Source organism: Streptomyces sp. M41(2017), assembly GCF_002078175.1.
In the GTDB taxonomy this organism is placed as follows: Bacteria; Actinomycetota; Actinomycetes; order Streptomycetales; family Streptomycetaceae; genus Streptomyces.
Map to the genome: position 1 here is coordinate 65,993 of NZ_MWFK01000001.1, position 16,618 is coordinate 82,610.

General features: G+C 71.2%; 14 protein-coding genes. 8 read left to right on the forward strand and 6 right to left on the reverse strand.

The genetic code is table 11. From position 1 onward, the window contains the following. Positions 1-60: 60 nt before the first annotated feature. From B0675_RS00295 to ybaK, 3 genes are read left to right on the forward strand one after another with little or no spacing between them, the layout of a single operon-like run. Entirely contained in the window at positions 61-1,113 is a 1,053-nt protein-coding gene (locus B0675_RS00295; protein WP_179165206.1) for a hypothetical protein, read from the forward strand. Positions 1,114-1,124: 11 nt separating this feature from the next. After that, complete coding sequence (locus B0675_RS00300) at positions 1,125-1,865, forward strand: LON peptidase substrate-binding domain-containing protein (RefSeq protein WP_081216710.1); 741 nt, start codon at positions 1,125-1,127, stop codon at positions 1,863-1,865. A gap of 17 nt (positions 1,866-1,882) precedes the next feature. Continuing rightward, positions 1,883-2,383: a Cys-tRNA(Pro) deacylase gene (gene ybaK / locus B0675_RS00305; RefSeq protein WP_081216711.1), complete on the forward strand. Its 501-nt coding sequence runs from the start codon at positions 1,883-1,885 to the stop codon at positions 2,381-2,383. A gap of 307 nt (positions 2,384-2,690) precedes the next feature. On the opposite strand, the gene B0675_RS00310 is transcribed toward ybaK, so the two are convergent. The 4 genes from B0675_RS00310 to B0675_RS00325 all read right to left on the reverse strand — a co-directional run bounded on the left by B0675_RS00310 (position 2,691) and on the right by B0675_RS00325 (position 6,672). Continuing rightward, positions 2,691-3,389 carry an AAA family ATPase gene (locus B0675_RS00310; protein ID WP_081216712.1) on the reverse strand — a complete coding sequence of 233 codons (699 nt, stop codon included), beginning with the start codon at positions 3,387-3,389 and terminating at the stop codon, positions 2,691-2,693. A 34-nt stretch (positions 3,390-3,423) separates the two neighbouring features. Next, complete coding sequence (locus B0675_RS00315) at positions 3,424-4,242, reverse strand: ABC transporter permease (RefSeq protein ID WP_081216713.1); 819 nt, start codon at positions 4,240-4,242, stop codon at positions 3,424-3,426. Between the two features lie 88 nt (positions 4,243-4,330). Continuing rightward, the gene (locus B0675_RS00320; protein ID WP_081216714.1) at positions 4,331-5,305 is read right to left on the reverse strand and encodes an ABC transporter ATP-binding protein; all 975 of its coding nucleotides are present in this window, start codon (positions 5,303-5,305) and stop codon (positions 4,331-4,333) included. A 149-nt stretch (positions 5,306-5,454) separates the two neighbouring features. Continuing rightward, a complete protein-coding gene (locus B0675_RS00325) occupies positions 5,455-6,672 on the reverse strand; it encodes an NYN domain-containing protein (protein WP_081221504.1) in 1,218 nt (405 codons plus the stop codon). Between the two features lie 224 nt (positions 6,673-6,896). Here B0675_RS00325 and B0675_RS41220 point away from each other — a divergent pair, with 224 nt between their 5' ends. Continuing rightward, a complete protein-coding gene (locus B0675_RS41220; protein ID WP_179165207.1) occupies positions 6,897-7,073 on the forward strand; it encodes a hypothetical protein in 177 nt (58 codons plus the stop codon). Positions 7,074-7,221: 148 nt separating this feature from the next. On the opposite strand, the gene dnaE is transcribed toward B0675_RS41220, so the two are convergent. Beyond that, positions 7,222-10,761 carry a DNA polymerase III subunit alpha gene (gene dnaE, locus B0675_RS00330; protein WP_081216715.1) on the reverse strand — a complete coding sequence of 1,180 codons (3,540 nt, stop codon included), beginning with the start codon at positions 10,759-10,761 and terminating at the stop codon, positions 7,222-7,224. Between the two features lie 268 nt (positions 10,762-11,029). Between dnaE and B0675_RS00335 the strand changes: the two genes are divergently transcribed. The 4 genes from B0675_RS00335 to B0675_RS00350 all read left to right on the forward strand — a co-directional run bounded on the left by B0675_RS00335 (position 11,030) and on the right by B0675_RS00350 (position 15,918). Further along, complete coding sequence (locus B0675_RS00335) at positions 11,030-12,358, forward strand: DUF2252 domain-containing protein (protein ID WP_081216716.1); 1,329 nt, start codon at positions 11,030-11,032, stop codon at positions 12,356-12,358. A 101-nt stretch (positions 12,359-12,459) separates the two neighbouring features. Continuing rightward, complete coding sequence (locus B0675_RS00340; RefSeq protein ID WP_081216717.1) at positions 12,460-13,146, forward strand: hypothetical protein; 687 nt, start codon at positions 12,460-12,462, stop codon at positions 13,144-13,146. A gap of 136 nt (positions 13,147-13,282) precedes the next feature. Next, positions 13,283-14,131: a thioredoxin domain-containing protein gene (locus B0675_RS00345; RefSeq protein WP_081216718.1), complete on the forward strand. Its 849-nt coding sequence runs from the start codon at positions 13,283-13,285 to the stop codon at positions 14,129-14,131. A gap of 116 nt (positions 14,132-14,247) precedes the next feature. After that, positions 14,248-15,918, forward strand: a complete 1,671-nt coding sequence (locus B0675_RS00350) for an alkaline phosphatase D family protein (RefSeq protein WP_081216719.1) — start codon at positions 14,248-14,250, stop codon at positions 15,916-15,918. 57 nt (positions 15,919-15,975) lie between these two features. Here B0675_RS00350 and B0675_RS00355 read toward each other — a convergent pair whose 3' ends face one another. Next, entirely contained in the window at positions 15,976-16,545 is a 570-nt protein-coding gene (locus tag B0675_RS00355) for a dienelactone hydrolase family protein (RefSeq protein ID WP_081216720.1), read from the reverse strand. Positions 16,546-16,618: the final 73 nt, after the last annotated feature.

Here is a 16,618-nt window from a genome sequence, read left to right on the forward strand (position 1 = left end):
ATCGACGGTTACGAAAGCGTCACCGCCTCCCTCTGGTGCAGCCCCGACCTGCGGTTTTCAATGGTCGACACCATGGCACTGCTGCGCGCTCTCATCCGTACGGCCCGGATGGCACGGAACACCTCCCGCCTCGCCGTCGGGCTGCCCGCCGACGACGAGGTGCTGCTCGACGCGCCCGACGAACGTCTCGGCCCCGCGCTCGTCGCGGCGGGCCGAGGCGAGTACGCCCCCGCCGCGAAACTGCTCGCCGCCACCCGTGAATCCGCCGAGTGGGAGAGCCGCGACCGGTATGCCCTGCGCCTGGCGGCCTTCGCGCGCTCCCGCGACCAGTGGCTGCGGGAATGGCGGGCCGCCGACCCGCACGATCCGGACGCGCTGCTCGTCAGGGCGGAGCTGGCGGTGCGACGCGGCTGGGAGTCGCCCGCGCGGGCCGAGCTTATGCGTGAGGCGAGCCCGCTGATCACCTCCGCCGCCGAGGGCGATCCGCGCGACCCGGTGCCGTGGCGGATCGCGCTCGACCACGCGCGCGGCACGAACCTCGGGCACACCGCGTTCGAGCGGCTGTGGGGCGAGGCCGTCCGGCGCTCACCGCACCACTATGGCTGTCACGTCGCCGCCCTCCAGTACCTGTCGGCGGCCTGGTACGGCTCGCACCAGGAGTGCTTCGACTTCGCCGAGCCCGCCGCCACGGACGCGCTGCCGGGCTCCCTCGTCCAGGCGCTGCCGGTCCGCGCCGCCTTCGCGTACCTCACCGAGGGCGGCGGTCCCGGCGTCCCGCGGAAGCGACTGGACGCGGCCGCCGACCTCGCGATCGAGCTCTCCGCCACCTACGCCGCCGCCGACCCGTGGCCCGCCGAGGTGCGCAACCTGCTGATCTACGTCCTCATCCGCCTCGACCGCTGGCAGGACGCCCTGGAACAGCTGCGCCTCGTCGGCCCGTACGCGACCTCGTTCCCCTGGGACCGGGTCTCCGACGACCCGCTCGGCCAGTTCCTGGAGATGCGCGACGGCGTCCGTCTGGAGGTCGCGGCGGGGCTTCCGCTGCGGGCTCCGCGCCCTGATCGGCATCCAGTCGGTGGGCACGACGGTCGTGATCGCTCCGGCGACCATTAGGCTTTCGCGTCGTGACCACCGTCCGGCTCCCGCTCTTCCCCCTGAACTCGGTGTTGTTCCCCGGGCTCGTGCTTCCTCTGAACGTGTTCGAGGAGCGCTATCGCGCGATGATGCGCGATCTGCTCAAGATCGCCGAGGACGAACCGCGCCGCTTCGCGGTCGTCGCCATCCGCGACGGCCACGAGGTCTCGCCCACCGCTCCCGGCATGCCGGACCAGACCGCCGTGCCCGAGCGCGGGCCCGCGGCCGGCTTCGGCGACGACCCGGTGAAGGCCTTCCACGCGGTCGGCTGCATCGCGGACGCGGCGACCGTCCGGGAGCGCGCCGACGGCAGCTTCGAGGTGCTGGCCACCGGGACGACCCGCGTCCGGCTCCTTTCGGTGGACGCCTCCGGGCCGTATCTGACGGCCGAGCTGGAGGAACTGCCGGAGGAACCGGGCGAGGAGGCGGGCGCGCTCGCCGAGGGCGTGCTGCGTGCCTTCCGCCAGTACCAGAAGCGGCTGGCCGGAGCGCGCGAGCGTTCGCTGTCGACCGGGGCGGACCTGCCGGACGAACCGGCCGTGGTGTCCTACCTCGTCGCCGCCGCCGTGATGCTGGACGTCCCGGCCCGGCAGAGCCTGCTCCAGGCCCCGGACACGGCCTCCCGGCTGCGCGAGGAGCTGAAACTGCTGCGCACGGAGACGGCCATCATCCGTAATCTGCCGTCGTTGCCCGCGTCGGAACTGACGCGCGGCCCGACGAGCCTGAACTGACGCGCGCGGGAAGGCCGATGGCGAAGAAGTCGAAGAAGCAGCAGCCCGGAGGAACCCCGGCGACGGTGGCGCTGACCGAGGCGGGGGTGCCGTACACGGTCCACGCGTACGAGCACGACCCCTCCCACCCGTCCTACGGCGAGGAGGCCGCCGAGGCCATGGGCGTCTCCCCCGAGCGGGTCTTCAAGACCCTGGTGGCGGACGTGGACGGCGCGCTGGTGGTCGCGGTGGTCCCGGTGGCGGGCTCGCTCGACCTGAAGGCCCTCGCGATCGCCGTGGGCGGCAAGCGGGCCGCGATGGCCGACCCCGCGGCGGCGGAGCGTACGACGGGCTACGTCCGGGGCGGCATCTCGCCGCTCGGCCAGCGCAAGAGGCTCCGCACGGTGCTGGACGCCTCCGCGGCCGCCCACGCCACCATCTGTGTCTCGGCGGGCCGTCGCGGCCTGGAGGTCGAACTGTCCCCGGCCGACCTGGCGCAGCTCACGGAGGCGGTGTCCGCGCCCGTCGGACGCGCGTGACGGCCTGACACCGCCACGCGCCGGCCCGGCCGTCCCGGTCACGGCCACGCGCGCGTGCCGCTCGGCGAGGCCCCCGCGGACGCGCCGTGCACGCGCCCTCGACGGATGTCCGGTCCTCGGTTAAGCACGAGGGACATGTCGAAGAGAACGCGCAAACGCAAGTGGCGCACCAGAAAGGGCCGCCCGAACCACGGCCGCCGTCCGGCATGACCCACGCTCCGCAGCACGGCACCGCCGGCCGGGACCGGTCTCCCCCACGGGGCTCCGGGACCGGCCGGCGGTGCACACCGCCCCGGGACCGGTGGGACTAGACGGGGGGCCCTGAGGGCGTCGATCGGTACGGGCTCTGCTGGTACGGATCGGGGTCCCGGGGACCGAACAGGGCGGTGAGGGCCAGATGGACCACCAGCGCGGTCAGCGACCACGCGAGCAGCGCGCCCTTCGCGCCGAGCTTCAGCGGCGCGGAGAACGTGACGCCCTTGCCGACGGCCCTGGCGTGCGCGACCACGTTCTGCGTCGGACCGAGCCAGACGCCGATGCGCCAGGCGAGCAGCGAGCCCAGCAGACCGCCGAGGGCGAGCGCCGCCACCAGCGGCACACCACCGCGCCGGCGCAGCAGGAACACGACCAGCGCGCTCAGGGCCCCGAAGCCCAGGGCGAGAAGAGTGAACGTTCCATCGACGCCGATGGCCTGCTCCCCCTCGGTGTCCTTGATGTACACCGTGGTGTCGTCCGCGATCAGCGGCACGTGGGGTGCCAGCCACCACCAGAGCACTCCGAGGAGCGCCCCCGCGAGCGCCACCGCCACCGTGATCACGGCGGCCTCCCGCAGTTCGGTCTTCATCCCGGGTCCGTCCTGTCCGTAGGAGGCCTCGTACGCCGCCGGGTACGCGGGGTGCGCCGCGGGTCCGTGCGTCTGCGGGGCCTGCCAGGCATGGTGCGGTTGCTGCCGGTCCTGGGGGGACTGTTCGTGCGGCGGCGGAGGTGGAGTCAGCGGAGCGGTCACCCTGACATCGTGCCAGGCCCGGCTGTCACCCGCGTCACCGGACGGCTGCCCGGCGGTAGGCCCAGGTCGCCAGGGCCAGCGAGACGACCCCGACCCCGGCGCAGACGGCCAGATCGCCGAGGACGGCGGCCCAGTCGGGATGGGCGCCGAAGGTGCGGGCGAAGGCCTCGACGCCGTAGGTCGAGGGCAGCAGATCGCGGGCGTACCGGACCACGGTCGGCATCCGGTCCGCGGGCAGCACACCCAGCAGCAGCGCGGCCGACATGCCCAGCTGACCGAGCAGGGTGGCCAGCTCGGGACGGGGGGCGAGCAGCCCGAACGCGGCTCCGAGACCGGCGAGTGCGGCGCCCGCGAGGGGGACGACCGCGGCGAGCACCCACAGATGGGCGAGCGGCAGCCCGAAGAGCACGCAGCCGAAGACGGCGGTGACCAGGGTGCCGGGCACGGTGAAGGACGCGTACGCGCCCGCGGCCCCGAGCACCACGGCCGCCGGGGGCACCGGCAGCGTCGCGTAGTGGTCGAGCCCGCCGCTCGCCCGGAGCTGTCCGAAGTACTGCGCGAGCAGGTTGAGGGCGACGAACGCGACGACCAGGACGGTCGACCCGGCCACCACGGCCCGCGCCTCGGCGCCGCCGTCCACCACTCCGCGCATCATGATCATGATGCCGACGGACTGGAAGGTGGCCACGAACAGCAGCGGGATCCGCGCGACACGGGCCCGGGAGAGCTGCGCCCGGTACACGGCGGCCAGCGACGGCCAGAGCCGCGCGGGCGGCCCCAGTTCCGCGGCACCGGTGTCCGCTGCCAGCGGCAGCGCACTGCCCGGCAGAACTCCGGCGGGTACGACACTCACGTCGAGCTGCTTCCCTTCACTCCGGCAGCCGTCCTGTTCGGCACACGTACGACGCCCTCCTCCCGTACGGATTCCACGCCCCGGGCACTCACGCCTTCACCAGTCCTTGCGTCGCGTGCCCGCCGAGGGCGAGATAGACGTCCTCCAGGCTCGGTGTGGCCAGGGTGAAGTCGTCGAGGGCGGCGAACGCGGCGCCTCCGGTGACCGTGGCCACGGCCGCGCGGGCCTCCTCCGGCGCGAGCCGCAGCGTCCAGCGGCGGCCCGACTCGACCGCGCGGTCGCGCAGGGCGGCGACCTCGGGGACATGCAGCGGGGCGCTCGTACGCCAGACGAGTTCCACCCGCACCTCGCCCGCGACGCGTTCCTTGAGCCCGGCCGGGGTGTCGCAAGCGATGACCCGCCCCTCGTCCATGACGGCGACCCGGTCGAGGACGGTCTCGGCCTCGATGACGTTGTGGGTGACGAGCAGGACCGTGGCGCCCTGGTCCACCCGGCGCCGGTCGACGGCGGCCCAGACGGCGCGCCGGGCGACAGGGTCCATGCCGGTGGTGGGCTCGTCGAGCACGAGCAGCGGGCGCCGCCCGACGAGCGCGGAGGCCAGGCAGGCAAGCCTGCGCTGTCCGCCGGACAGCTTCTTCAGGGGGCGGGAGGCGAGCGCGGTCAGGCCCAGCTCGTCGAGGACGGCGTCCCGCTCGGCCCGCGCCGTGCGCAGGTCGAGTCCGCGCAGCCGTCCGGTGGTCTCGGCGGCGAGGGAGACGGTCAGCTCGTCGAGGGCGGTGGACTCCTGCCCGAGGTAGGCGAGGATCCGAGCGGCCCGCTCAGGGTGGCGCACGATGTCGTGCCCGAGGATCTCGACGCTGCCGCTGTCGGGGCGCATCAGCCCGGTCAGCTGGCGGACCAGGGTGGACTTGCCGGCGCCGTTCGGTCCCAGGAGCCCGAAGATCTCACCGCGGCGGATGTCGAGGCGTACGTCGTCGGTGGCCCTGACCTCGGGCGTCGCCGGGGTGCCCCGACGGCCGCGGACGGCCGGGTAGGTCTTGGTCAGACCGCGCACGGCGCACACGACATCGCCCCTGTGCCCCATCCGGACCGCCTGTGCCGTGCGCGTACTCACGAAGGACGAGAGTACGGGGTCCGATGCCCCGTTATGCGCCCGGGGCCGTTGCAGGACCCCCGAGAGGGCCCTCGCGCGCCCTCTCCGAAGGCTTGCGATCACTCCCCTGCGGGCGCGTGCTCGGCGGTCGTGCGCACGTCGATCTCACGCCAGAAGCCGGCCCGGATCGCGTACCGGTCGTGCTCGTCGATCTGGTCGTCCTTGTGCGCGAGCAGGCCGAACCGGGCGGCGTAACGCAGCAGTTCGCCGTCGACCCGGTGCGGGACGCGGGGGTACATCGCCGACAGCTTCTGCAGATGGCCCGCGTCGGTGAGACGCGCCATCCAGCGGCGGGCGAAGACCTGACCGACCTCGTACGGATCGCCGCCGACGGTGGTGATGTCCTCCTCGCGGTCCGCCCAGCGCTGCTCGGCCGAGGTGAGCTGCGCGAGGGTGGGCAGCGCGGCGGCCTCGGCCGGCTCCGCCACTCCCCCGGGCCGGTCGACCCAGCCCTTGTCCGAGGACCAGCGCAGGGTGGCGTTCGTGGGGTGCTGGGCGGCCTGGGTGCCCGGTCCGCGCAGCGCGGCCAGGTCCTTGGGGGTCGGCACGCCCTTGGGGGCGGGCACGCGCTCCTGGACGCCGTTCTGCGATTCGGCGGCCTGATGGTGCTCGGGCTCAGGCGCGGAGTGCTCGGCCGCCGCCGCGAGGGCCGACTCGGGGAGCGGCGCGGAGAGGATCGCGGCGATCTCCGGGCGCGGCACCGGCGGCGGCGCGCACACTCCGCCGAAGTCCTTCGCACGGACCGCCTTGGTGATCCACACACGGTCGAGGACCCGCCGCTCGTCCGCCTCGGCCACCAGGTCCTCGGACTGGTTGTAGTCACCGTCAGCGGCCTGCACGGCCCACAGGTGTACGGCGACGCCGTGCTCCTTGGCGGCCATCATGCCCGGCAGCAGATCCCCGTCGCCGGTCACCAGGACCACGTCGGAGCAGGCGCGGTTGCGGGCCAGCTCGGTCAGTTCGGCGTGCATCGCGGCGTCCACGCCCTTCTGCGCCCAGCGTCCGTCGCTGCGGGTCAGCGCGCCCAGGCGCACGGTCACCCTGGGCATCACCCGCAATCTGCGGTGCTCCGGCTGCGGTACGCGGTCGGGGGCGCCGTCGAACCAGTAGATGCGCAGCAACGGCCGCTCGGTGTCGGACTCGGCGCGCTCGCGCAGGCCCTGGATGAGGGCGGCGTGGTCGACCGTGATCCGGGAGCGCGAGGGCTCCCCGGCGAGAAGGCTGGCAGCAGCCCCGAGCAGATACCCGGCGTCCACCAGGACGATGCAGCGGTCCACGCGGTCCACCCTCTTTCCGGGAGGTTTGCTTCGGGCTTCCTTGGAGTCTGCCCGACCGTGCGGAGGTTAACGGCCGGAACTCGATCTTCGGCGTGGCGGATCGGGCGAGCACGTACCGACAGGGCTTATTACGCACGGTAATTCTACGAAATGCGCCACTTGCCAGCCTATGTGAATCTGGTCGCGGCCCTGGCCCCTACATCCCCCTCAGGAGGCTGATCACCATGGCGAAGAACAAGAACCGCAAGCAGGGCGGGCAGCAGGACCGCTCCTCGCAGGCCGAGCGTGCGCAGGAGCAGGCGCAGCGGTCGTCGACCGAAGCGCAGTCGCCGATATCGCAGGCGCAGGGCAGCCCCGCCGATGTCGCCCGTAAGCATCAGAAGCGCTTCGGCCACAACTGAGGTCGCTGCGTGGGCCGTTGAGGTCCAGGGTCCGTGGCAAGACCCACCGGGTGATCGAGCCCGGGTATGACCCGAGGGGCGCATCCGCATGCGGATGCGCCCCTCGCGCAGGTCACTTGGTCCGGCCGCCGCGGGGGCCGGTGGGCGCTCAGCCCGCCAGGCAGGACGGGCCGAGCAGCACCTTCAGGTCGCCGAAGAGCGCCGGGTCGGGCTTCACCCGGTGCCGGTCGAGCCGCAGCACCGTGGTCTTGCGCGGGCCCTGGAGCTTGATGCGGACCTCGCTCTCGCCCTTGTGGTGGCTGAGGATCTCGCCGAGCCTGCTGACCATGGGCGGAGTGACCTTCAGCGCGGGGATGGTGAGGATCACGGGCGCGTTGGTCCCGGCGTTGGACAGGTCGGGGACCTGGAGTTCCATCGCGACCAGGCGCGGCACGTCCTCGCGCTTGTCGAGGCGTCCCTTGACGAAGACCACGGCGTCCTCGACGAGTTGGGTCGAGACCAGCTGGTAGGTCGCGGGGAAGAACATGCACTCGATGGAACCGGCGAGGTCCTCGACGGTGGCGATCGCCCACGCGTTGCCCTGCTTGGTCATCTTGCGCTGGAGGCCCGAGATGATGCCGCCGATGGTCACCACCGCGCCGTCCCCGTGCTCGCCGCCGGTCAGCTGCGAGATGCCGGCGTCCGCCTTGTCCGACAGGACGTGCTCCAGGCCGAAGAGCGGGTGGTCGGAGACGTACAGGCCGAGCATCTCCCGCTCCTGGGCGAGCAGATAGACCTTGTCCCACTCGTCGGTGGTGAACTCGACGTCGAGTCCGAAGCCGGGCTCACTGGTGGCCTCGTCGCCCATGCCGCCGAAGAGGTCGAACTGGCCCTCGGCCTCCTTGCGCTTGACCGCCACCACGTTGTCGATCATCGGCTCGAACTGCGCGGTGAGGCCCTTGCGGGTGTGCCCCATCGTGTCGAAGGCGCCCGCCTTGATCAGCGACTCCGTGGTGCGCTTGTTGCAGGCGACGGCCTCGACCTTGTCGAGGTAGTCGGGGAAGGAGCCGTACTTCCCCTTGGCCTTGCGGCTGCGGATGATCGACTCCACCACGTTCGTGCCGACGTTGCGGACGGCGGAGAGGCCGAAGAGGATCACGTCGTCGCCCTGGGCGGCGAAGTTCTGCTCGGACTCGTTCACGTTGGGCGGCAGCACCTTGATGCCCATGCGCCGGCACTCGTTGAGGTAGACGGCCGACTTGTCCTTGTCGTCCTTGACCGAGGTGAGCAGCGCCGCCATGTACTCGGCGGGGTAGTTCGCCTTCAGGTAGCCGGTCCAGTACGAGACGAGTCCGTACGCGGCGGAGTGCGCCTTGTTGAAGGCGTAGCCGGCGAAGGGGACCAGCACGTCCCACAGGGCCTGGATCGCCTCGTCGCTGTAGTTGTTCTCGCGGGCGCCCGCCTGGAAGAGGACGAAGTTCTTCGCCAGCTCGTCGGCCTTCTTCTTGCCCATCACGCGGCGCAGGATGTCGGCCTCGCCGAGCGAGTACCCGGCGATGATCTGGGCGGCCTTCTGGACCTGCTCCTGGTAGACGATCAGGCCGTAGGTGACCGCGAGGACCTCCTGGAGCGGCTCCTCCAGCTCCTTGTGGATCGGCGTGATCTCCTGGCGGCCGTTCTTGCGCTCCGCGTAGTTGATGTGCGAGTTCATGCCCATCGGGCCCGGCCGGTAGAGGGCCGAGACGGCGGAGATGTCCTCGAAGTTGTCGGGCTGCATCTGGCGGAGCAGCGAGCGCATCGGACCGCCGTCGAACTGGAAGACACCGAGGGTGTCACCGCGGCAGAGCAGTTCGAAGGTCTTGGGATCGTCCAGCGGCAGGGCGAGCATCTCCAGGTCGATGCCCTTGTTGGCCTTCACCATCTTGATGGCGTCGTCCATGATCGTGAGGTTGCGCAGGCCGAGGAAGTCCATCTTCAGCAGGCCCAGCGACTCGCACTGGGGGTAGTCCCACTGCGTGATGGTCACGCCGTCGGTGTGCCGCACCCAGATCGGGGCGTGGTCGACGATGGGCTCGCTGGACATGATCACGCCGGCCGCGTGCACGCCCATCTGCCGGACCAGGCCCTCGACGCCCTTGGCGGTGTCGATGACCTTCTTGACGTCCGGCTCGTTCTCGTACATCGCGCGGATCTCGCCCGCCTCGCCGTACCGGGGGTGCGAGGAGTCGGTGATGCCGTTGAGGTCGATGCCCTTGCCGAGGACGTCGGCGGGCATCGCCTTGGTGAGCCGGTCGCCCATCGCGTACGGGTAGCCCAGCACGCGCGCGGAGTCCTTGATGGCGTTCTTCGCCTTGATCTTGCCGTACGTGCCGATCATGGCGACCTTGTCGGCGCCGTACTTCTCGGTCACGTACCGGATCACCTCGACGCGCCGACGTTCGTCGAAGTCGATGTCGACGTCGGGCATGGAGACGCGCTCGGGGTTCAGGAACCGCTCGAAGATCAGGCCGTGCGGGATCGGGTCGAGGTCGGTGATGCCCATGGCGTAGGCGACGATCGAACCGGCCGCCGAGCCACGGCCCGGGCCCACCGCGATGCCCTGGTTCTTGGCCCACATGATGAAGTCGGCGACGACGAGGAAGTACCCCGGGAACCCCATCTGGATGATGACGTCCATCTCGTACTCGACCTGCTTCTGGCGGTCGTCGGGGACGCCGCCGGGGAAGCGCCGCTCCATGCCGAGCCGGACTTCCTCCTTGAACCACGTGATCTCGGTGAAGCCCTCGGGGATGTCGAACTTCGGCATGAGGTTCTTCGCCTCGAACATGCCGCTCGTGTCGATCTGCTCGGCGACCAGGAGGGTGTTGGCGCAGCCCTGCTGCCAGGCGTCCGAGGAGTCGACGGCGTACATCTCGTCCGTCGACTTCAGGTAGTAGCCGGTGCCGTCGAAGCGGAAGCGGTCCGGGTCGGAGAGGTTCTTGCCGGTCTGGATGCACAGCAGGGCGTCGTGCGCGGTCGCCTCGTGCGCGTACGTGTAGTGCGAGTCGTTCGTCACCAGGGGCGGGATGCCGAGCTTCCTGCCGATCTCCAGGAGCCCGTCACGGACCCGGCGCTCGATCTCGATGCCGTGGTCCATCAGCTCCAGGAAGTAGCGGTCCTTGCCGAAGATGTCCTGGTACTCGGCGGCCGACTTCAGGGCCTCGTCGAACTGGCCGAGGCGCAGCCGGGTCTGCAGCTCGCCGGAGGGGCAGCCGGTGGAGGCGATGAGTCCCTCGGACCACTGGGAGATCGTCTCCTTGTCCATCCGGGGCCACTTCTGGAGCCAGCCCTCGGCGTACGCGTCCGAGGAGAGCTTGAAGAGGTTGTGCAGGCCCGTCCGGTTCGCCGCCCAGATCGTCTTGTGCGTGTAACCACCCGAACCGGACACGTCGTCGCGCTTCTGGTGCGGCTGGCCCCACTGGATCTTGCGCTTGTTGCGCCGGGACTCGGGCGCGACGTACGCCTCGATGCCGATGATCGGTGTGACGCCCGCCTTCTTGGCCGTGTGGAAGAAGTCGTAGGCCCCGTGCAGGTTGCCGTGGTCGCTCATCGCGATATGGGTCATGCCCATGTCGTTGCACGCGTCGAACATGTCCTTGAGCCGCGCGGCACCGTCCAGCAGCGAGTACTGGGTGTGGACGTGCAGGTGCGTGAACGGCGGCTTCGACACGGTTGCGGCCTCCAAGAAGAACGATCGGCGACAGGCTGCGGACAGTCTGGGGGGTCAGCGTCGAAGTCTATGACGCCCGACTGACACTCCGCGGAGCATCACCCGTACCTTCAGGCGGGGCCCCGGGCCCGGGGGTGTGCGTTCGCCGCCGGAGGCCGGGCACTCCGGCGTATCTTCGTCCGTTGGAAGTGGACGGACACCCTTGTCCCGGGTGCGGCGCGTCCGCTCCCTCATGTCCCGCACCACCTGCACCAGGAGGCACCCAGCGATGTCGGTCCCGCAGCTCAGCGACGAGCAACGCGGCGAGCAGATCCTCGCCGTATTCGACACCGCCTTCGGCGAGCTCCTGGCCGCCGACCCGGCCGCGTTCCGCGTGAAGTTCCGCAAGATGGCAGCGTCCGCCTTCGCCTTCTACCGGGGCACGGCCGGCCTGTTCTACCACGACCTCGAACAGGACAAGCGCGGCGGCCCGTACCTGGACGAGCGCACCTCGCGCGTGTGGATCCACGGCGACCTGCACGCGGAGAACTTCGGCACCTACATGGACGCCCAGGGCCGCCTGATCTTCAACGTGAACGACTTCGACGAGGCCTACGTCGGCCCCTTCACCTGGGACCTCAAGCGCTTCGCCGCCTCCGTGGCCCTGATCAGCTACGCGAAGGCGCTCAGCGACGACCAGATCACCGAGCTGGTCCGGATCTACGCGGGTGCCTACCGCGAGCGCATCCACGCCCTCGCGACGGGCGCCAAGAACGACGAGGTCCCCCCCTTCACGCTGGACACCGCCGACGGCCCGCTGCTGGGCGCGCTGCGTGTGGCCCGCTCCCTCACCCGCTTCGGACTGCTCGACTCGATGACCGAGATCCGTGACTTCGAGCGCCGCTTCGCCCCGGGCGGCGGCTCCATCGAGCTGGACGCGGCCACCCGCTACAAGGTCCTGGCCGCCTTCGACGGCTATCTGGAGACCCTCCCGGAGTCCTCGCTCACCCGCCCCGACTCCTACCGGGTGAAGGACGTCGTGGGCCGCCGCGGCATCGGCATCGGCTCGGCCGGCCTCCCGTCGTACAACATCCTCCTGGAGGGCAACAGCGACGCCCTGGAGAACGACGTGGTGATCTACATCAAGCAGGCCCAGACCCCGGCCGTCTCCCGGCACATCACGGACCCCGCGGTGCGCGGCTACTTCCAGCACGAGGGCCACCGCACGGTGATCTCGCAGCGTGCCCTCCAGGCGCACGCCGACCCGTGGCTCGGCTGGACCGAGCTGGACGGCGCGGGCCAGCTCGTCGCCGAGGTCTCGCCGTACGCGGTGGACCTCGACTGGAGCGACCTCGACGACCCCGAGGAGATCGCCTCGGTCGTCGCGGACCTCGGCCGGGCCACCGCGGCGATGCACGCGGCGGCGGACGACGACAGCGGCCACTCGGAGCTGGTCCCGTTCTCCACCGAGCGCGCCATCGACGCCGCGATCGCCGGTGACGAGGAGGGCTTCGCCGGTCTCCTGGTCGACTTCGCCCACAGCTACGGCTCCCGGGCGCGCACCGACCACCAGATCTTCGTGGACCTGTTCCGCAACGGACGGATCCCGGGCCTGTAGCCCGGCGGGCCACGCGGGGTCTCCGCAGCACAACGCTCCCGTAACGCACAGGCACCCTTTAGGGGGCTCTTACGGCAGCGCGTGGGAGACTCTCCTCCGCTATGGACATATCCGGGATCCAGCTCAGAGCCGTGCGCGCGGCGGTGTTCACGGCTGTCGTCGTGACGCTGTCCGCCGCGTCGCACGTGCTGCTGTCCCGGGCCCCGCTGCCGCTGACGACCGTGGCCGCGATCGCCGCCGCCGTCTTCGCCGTCTCCTTCGCGCTGGCGGGCCGCGAGCGCGGCTTCGGCCGGATCGCGGCCCTGCTGATCCCGCTGGAGCTGGCCGCCGACACGGTCTTCACCACGGGCCAGCACGTCTGCTACGGCAGCGCGGGCGGCCCGGTCGCCGGTCCCCTGCGCGCCGTGGGCCTGGACGTCCTGTGCGGCGGCGGCAGCGTGGGCACGCCCCTCTCCCGGGTGACCGGCGGGGCGCCCGACCACGCCGGCGTCCTGCTCGCGCACGCCGACCCGGCCGCCGCCTGGCTGCTGCTCGGCGCGCACCTCGCCGTCGGCTTGCTGGCGGCCGCCTGGCTGCGGCGCGGCGAGCGCGCCCTGGACCAGCTCCTCCGCGCGGTGGCCGCCTCGACGTTCCGGCCGCTGCTGCTCGCGGTCGCCGCGGTGACCGTCCGGCTCGCCCCGGCCCGTCCGCTGCCGCGCGCCCCGCGCCGGACGACCGCCGCCCGCACCCTCCCGTTCGTGCACTCCCTGGGCCGACGCGGACCGCCCGTCGCCGCCGCTCTCGCCTGAGCGACCGCTCCCGAGGAACGCCTCCCGAGCGACGGCTCCCCGCAACCGCCCCGCGCCACGGCTCCCCCGGGCGCCGGCAGTCCCCCTCACGTATTCCGCGTACGACACGTGCGCGTCCCCCTTGGAGATCACCACTATGAGCAAGCGGAACAGCCAGTCGGCGAAGACGGCGGCCCGCGAGCGCCTGCGCGTCGAACGCGAGCGTCAGGCCAAGCGCGACAAGGTCAAGCGCCAGGCGATCGTGGCCGGCTCCCTGGTCGCGGTCCTCGCGATAGCCGGCGGCATCGGCTACGCGGTCGTGCAGAACAACAAGCCGTCCCAGTGGGAGGCCGTCGCGAGCGACAAGGTCGTCGCCCCGGCCAACACCACGGGCACGAACGGCACCACGGTCGTTCTCGGCAAGAGCACCGCCAAGAAGACCCTGAAGCTGTACGAGGACCCGCGCTGCCCGATCTGCGCCTCCTTCGAGCAGACCGTCGGCCCGACCCTGAAGAAGGACTTCGACGCCGGCAAGTTCAAGATCCAGTACATCGGCGGCACGTTCCTCGACGGCGACACCGACGACAAGGGCAAGATCCAGATCGGTTCCCGCGGCGAGGGCTCCAAGAACGCCATGAGCGCCCTGGGCGCCGCGCTGAACGTGAGCCCCGAGGCCTTCCTGGAGTACAAGACCGCGCTCTACTCGGCGAAGTACCACCCCGACGAGACGGACGACAAGTTCAAGAGCGACGACTACTTGATCAAGGTCGCGAACACGGTCGCCGCACTGAAGAACAACACCGCGTTCCAGAGTGCCGTCAAGGACGGCAAGTACGACGCCTGGGGCCTGGCCATGTCCGAGACGTTCAACACGAACAAGGACGACGTGAACGGCACCCCGAGCCTGGTGATGGACGGCAAGAAGCTCACCGGAGCGGACGGCCAGGCCGCGCCGATGTCCGTCGCCGACTACACCAAGGCGATGGAAGCGGCTCTCAAGGGCTGACCGACGGCAGGTACACCGGCGACCCAGGCGATCTGAGCGGCCGGCAGGCGAAGAGCGGGCGAACTTTCACAAGTTCGCCCGCTTTTTGGCTGTACCGGTCGGTAACCTGATCGGCCGTGACCAGTCGACAGAGATCATCCGACTCCGCGGGCGTCCTCGACTCCCGTGCCCCCAGCCGCCGTTCGGTCGTCAAGGCCGCGGCCGCCACCGCCGTCCTCGCCGCTCCGCTCGCCGCCGCGCTGCCCGCGCGGGCCGCGACCGGGGCCCCCGCCTTCCTGCACGGCGTCGCCTCCGGTGACCCGTTGCCCGACGGCGTCCTCCTGTGGACCCGCGTGACCCCCGAGTCCGGTGCCGTACCGGGCTCCGGGCTCGGCGCGGACACCGAGGTGAGCTGGACCGTCGCCACGGACAAGGCGTTCACCACGGTCGTCGCCAAGGGCTCCACCGTCGCGACGGCCGCCTCCGACCACACCGTCAAGGCGGACATCCGCGGCCTGCGGCCCGCCACCGACTACTGGTTCCGGTTCTCCTCCGGAGGCACGGACTCCCCGGCGGCGCGTACCCGCACCGCGCCGGCGGCGGACGCGGCGGTCCCCGGTCTGCGCTTCGGCGTGGTCTCCTGCGCCAACTGGGAGGCGGGCTACTTCTCGGCGTACCGCCACCTGGCTGCCCGCAACGACCTGGACGCCTGGCTGCACCTGGGCGACTACATCTACGAATACAAGTCCGGGGAGTATGGCACCCGGGGCACGGTCGTCCGGCCGCACGCCCCGGCCAACGAGATCATCACCCTCGCCGACTACCGCACCCGGCACGGCCGTTACAAGACCGACCCGGACCTGCAGGCCCTGCACCACAAGGCGCCCGTCGTGGCGATCTGGGACGACCACGAGTTCGCCGACAACGCCTGGTCGGGCGGCGCGGTCAATCACACCGAGGGCGCCGAGGGCACCTGGTCGGCCCGTCAGTCCGCCGCCAAGCAGGCGTACTTCGAGTGGATGCCGGTCCGCCCGGCGATCGCCGGCACCACCTACCGCCGGCTGCGCTTCGGCAAGCTCGCGGACCTCTCCCTGCTCGACCTGCGCTCCTTCCGCTCGCAGCAGGCGGCCACGGCCAGCGGCTCGGTCGACGACCCGGACCGTACGATCACCGGCCGCGCGCAGCTCGACTGGCTGAAGACCGGGCTCAAGGCCTCGGACACCACCTGGCGGCTGGTCGGCAACTCCGTGATGATCTCGCCGTTCGCGGTGGGGGCGCTCTCCGCCGATCTGCTCAAGCCGCTCGCCAAGCTGCTCGGACTGCCGCAGGAGGGCATCGCCCTCAACACCGACCAGTGGGACGGCTACACGGACGACCGCCGCGAGCTGCTCGCGCACTTGCGCTTCAATGCGATCCGCAACACGGTGTTCCTGACCGGCGACATCCACATGGCCTGGGCCAACGACGTGCCGGTGGACGCCGGCACCTACCCGCTGTCGGCCTCCGCGGCGACCGAGTTCGTGGTCACCTCGATGACCTCCGACAACCTCGACGACATCGTCAAGGTCCCGGAGGGCAGCGTCTCCGCCCTCGCGTCGCCGGTCATCCGCGCGGCCAACCGCCACGTCCACTGGATCGACACCGACCGCCACGGCTACGGCGTCCTGGACATCACGACCGCCCGCGCGCAGATGGACTTCTACGTCACCTCCGACCGCACGAACCCGAACGCGACCTCGTCCTGGGCCCGCTCGTACCGCACCCGCAGCGGCACCCAGACGATGGAGCGCACCTACGACCCGGTGTAGCACCGGGTCGCGGACCCCTGCCTACGCCTCCGCCTACGCCTCCGCCTCCGGCTACGGCTACAGACTGTCGATGAAGCCGAGTGCCACCTTCCAGGTGGCCTCGGCCGCCTCGGCGTCGTAGTCGGGGAGGTCGGGGTCGGTGTAGAGGTGGCCGGCGCCCGCGTAGCGGTAGACCTCCACGTCGGCGCCGGCTCTCTGCATCTGGAGGTACCAGGCGCTCAGCCAGTCGTCGGTCTCGAACTGGTCGGGCTCGGCTACATGCAGCTGGACGGGCAGGTCGTCCACCGAAGCGGTCTCCGCGATGTCCGACGTGCCGTGCAGCAGGAGCAGCCCGCGGGCCTTCTCGTCGCCGAGGGCCAGCGTCTGCGCGACGGAGGCTCCGAGGGAGAAGCCCGCGTAGACCAGGCCCCGGTCGGAGTAGGGCGCGGCGGCCAGCACGGCGCGCTTGAGCAGCTCGACCTTGCCGATCTCCTCGTTGAAGGCCATGCCCTCCTCCACGGTGTCGAAGGTGCGCCCCTCGAAGAGGTCGGGCGTCCACACCTCGTGTCCCGCGGCCCGCAGCCGGTCCGCCGCCGCGCGCACCGCGGGGCGCAGACCGTACGTCGAGTGGAAAAGCATGATGTCCATGGGTTCCATGGTGCCAGCCGGGACCGACAGCCCAGAACGGAGGCCGTGCCCCGTGTCACATCGACGTCGTGGC

Coding starts and splice junctions, on each gene's coding strand:
- B0675_RS00335 (WP_081216716.1), top strand. CDS start 11,030: ATGTCGGTCCCGCAGCTCAGCGACGAGCAACGCGGCGAGCAGATCCTC.
- B0675_RS00355 (WP_081216720.1), bottom strand. CDS start 16,545: ATGGACATCATGCTTTTCCACTCGACGTACGGTCTGCGCCCCGCGGTG.
- B0675_RS00295 (WP_179165206.1), top strand. CDS start 61: ATGGTCGACACCATGGCACTGCTGCGCGCTCTCATCCGTACGGCCCGG.
- ybaK (WP_081216711.1), top strand. CDS start 1,883: ATGGCGAAGAAGTCGAAGAAGCAGCAGCCCGGAGGAACCCCGGCGACG.
- B0675_RS00340 (WP_081216717.1), top strand. CDS start 12,460: ATGGACATATCCGGGATCCAGCTCAGAGCCGTGCGCGCGGCGGTGTTC.
- B0675_RS00345 (WP_081216718.1), top strand. CDS start 13,283: ATGAGCAAGCGGAACAGCCAGTCGGCGAAGACGGCGGCCCGCGAGCGC.
- B0675_RS41220 (WP_179165207.1), top strand. CDS start 6,897: ATGGCGAAGAACAAGAACCGCAAGCAGGGCGGGCAGCAGGACCGCTCC.